We start from the raw sequence: 1,629 nt of genomic DNA, 5'->3' as shown, positions 1-1,629 counted from the left end.
CTCTTTTATCTCAAGTATCAAAAGCCCTGTGTTAAAGCTATTTCTATAAAAAATTCTCGCATAGCTTTTAGCTATCACCGCGCCTATACCGGCAGCTTTAAGCGCGATAGGAGCGTGCTCGCGAGAGCTGCCGCAGCCGAAATTTTCTCCCGCTACGATAATGTCGCCCTTATCTATCTTGACGCTAAAATTAGGATCGGCATCCTCCATTATATGTTTTGCTAAGATATTTTCGTCGGAAGTATTTAAGTATCTGGCGGCGATAATTATATCGGTATCGATATTGTCGCCGAATTTCCAAACTTTATTCATCGTTTCGCCTTTTTTAAATTTTCGAGATTTTAGCCAAAAGTAGCTAAATAATTCATCAAACGGCGAATAAAATTTGCGGCCTAAACGGCTAAATGGCAAGGCAAAGGGCGCTAAACGCCCCTTTTATTTTTTTAAATTTAAAGAACACCTGCCCAGGAATTTACACGCCGGGCAAAAACCCGTAACGCCAACGATAATCGGGATTAACCCGATTAACGCCCAGTAGCTCTCGTAAAAATACCAAACTGCCACCATAAAAACTAGCCCTAGTACGACCCTAATAATTCTACTTTTCACGCTTACCATTTTTTTACCTTTTCTTAAAAATTTTATAAAGCGGGCAGTAGCCGTAATATCCCGTTAAAAGCGGAATTAGCCCGACCGTCCACAACCAGCAGTCGCAAATAAATCCGAAAATAAAAAACCAAATCGCCGCTATAATCAAACGTATAGTTTTATCTAAAACGCTCATTTTATCTCCTTTAAGCCAAAGCTTTTAGCATTCCGTTCATAACCATAGGTTTAAATCCGTAAATTTTAACCAGCCAACTCATATAGCTCTCCCTGGTAGCGCCGAAGCACTCTAACGTCGGAGCCGTTCCCTCCCAGTCAAACTCTACCATTATGGCCTTGCCGTATTTGGTAATAAAAGGGCAAGCCGTATATCCTGTAAATTTCTCGCTAGGTTCTCGTCCTTTTATCGTATCGGCTAAATTTTTAGCTAAGATCGGATACATTTTCCTAACGCTAGCCCCCGTTTTGCCGGACGCAAATCCGCAAATATCGCCGATACCGAATATATTTTTAAATTTTGTACTTTGCAAGCTGTATTTATCGACGGCTAGAAAATTTAGCTTATCGCCCTCTTTGGTTAGGCCGGCGCGAGCTAAAATTTCGCTTCCTTTTTGCTTAGGCGGCAGGTGAAGCCAGTCGTATTTTACGTCGATTAGCTCGGACGCGATTTTATCTTCGCCGTTTTGCCTATACGCCGTCCAAAACTCGAAAGTAGCGGTATTTGAGCTTTTATCGACGGCTACGATTTGGTGGCGAAGATTAAATTTTATCTTTCTTTTTATCATTATTTGAGTCATTGCCGCGGCATAAGTCGGATCGCCGAAAAGCTTGCCGCCGCCGACATAAAGATTAACGCTGCCTTTATCGCGGTTGCCGGCCAACCTCAGCCTATCTTCGCTCATGCATGTTACTTTTTTATTAGCGCCGCTGCATTTCATCGGGGTTTTTTGATCGCAAAATACCGCCGCGCCGCCGTTTTGAGAGAATTTTTTCATCAGCTCGTTGCTTTTTACGGCGCCTTGT

At 42.7% G+C, this 1,629-nt stretch carries 2 protein-coding genes and 2 pseudogenes; all 4 read right to left on the bottom strand.

What is annotated here, in order from left to right; genetic code table 11:
* Positions 1–312, bottom strand: a pseudogene (locus tag Q0256_RS10795) (3-isopropylmalate dehydratase); the annotation flags it as partial.
* 123 nt (positions 313–435) lie between these two features.
* Positions 436–618: a DUF2892 domain-containing protein gene (locus Q0256_RS10790; RefSeq protein WP_084042061.1), complete on the bottom strand. Its 183-nt coding sequence runs from the start codon at positions 616–618 to the stop codon at positions 436–438.
* 4 nt (positions 619–622) lie between these two features.
* On the bottom strand, positions 623–784 hold the full coding sequence (locus tag Q0256_RS10785) for a DUF2892 domain-containing protein (protein WP_021091464.1): 162 nt from the start codon (positions 782–784) through the stop codon (positions 623–625).
* Positions 785–794: 10 nt separating this feature from the next.
* A pseudogene (locus Q0256_RS10780) lies at positions 795–1,629 on the bottom strand (NAD(P)/FAD-dependent oxidoreductase); the annotation flags it as partial.

Source organism: uncultured Campylobacter sp. (genome assembly GCF_937949835.1).
Taxonomy (GTDB): domain Bacteria; phylum Campylobacterota; class Campylobacteria; order Campylobacterales; family Campylobacteraceae; genus Campylobacter_B.
This window is presented reverse-complemented; position numbering and strand designations above follow the sequence as displayed.

What these genes read in the sequence shown, in the direction of transcription:
- Q0256_RS10785 (WP_021091464.1), bottom strand. Translation starts at nt 784, where the DNA reads ATGAGCGTTTTAGATAAAACTATACGTTTGATTATAGCGGCGATTTGG.
- Q0256_RS10790 (WP_084042061.1), bottom strand. Translation starts at nt 618, where the DNA reads ATGGTAAGCGTGAAAAGTAGAATTATTAGGGTCGTACTAGGGCTAGTT.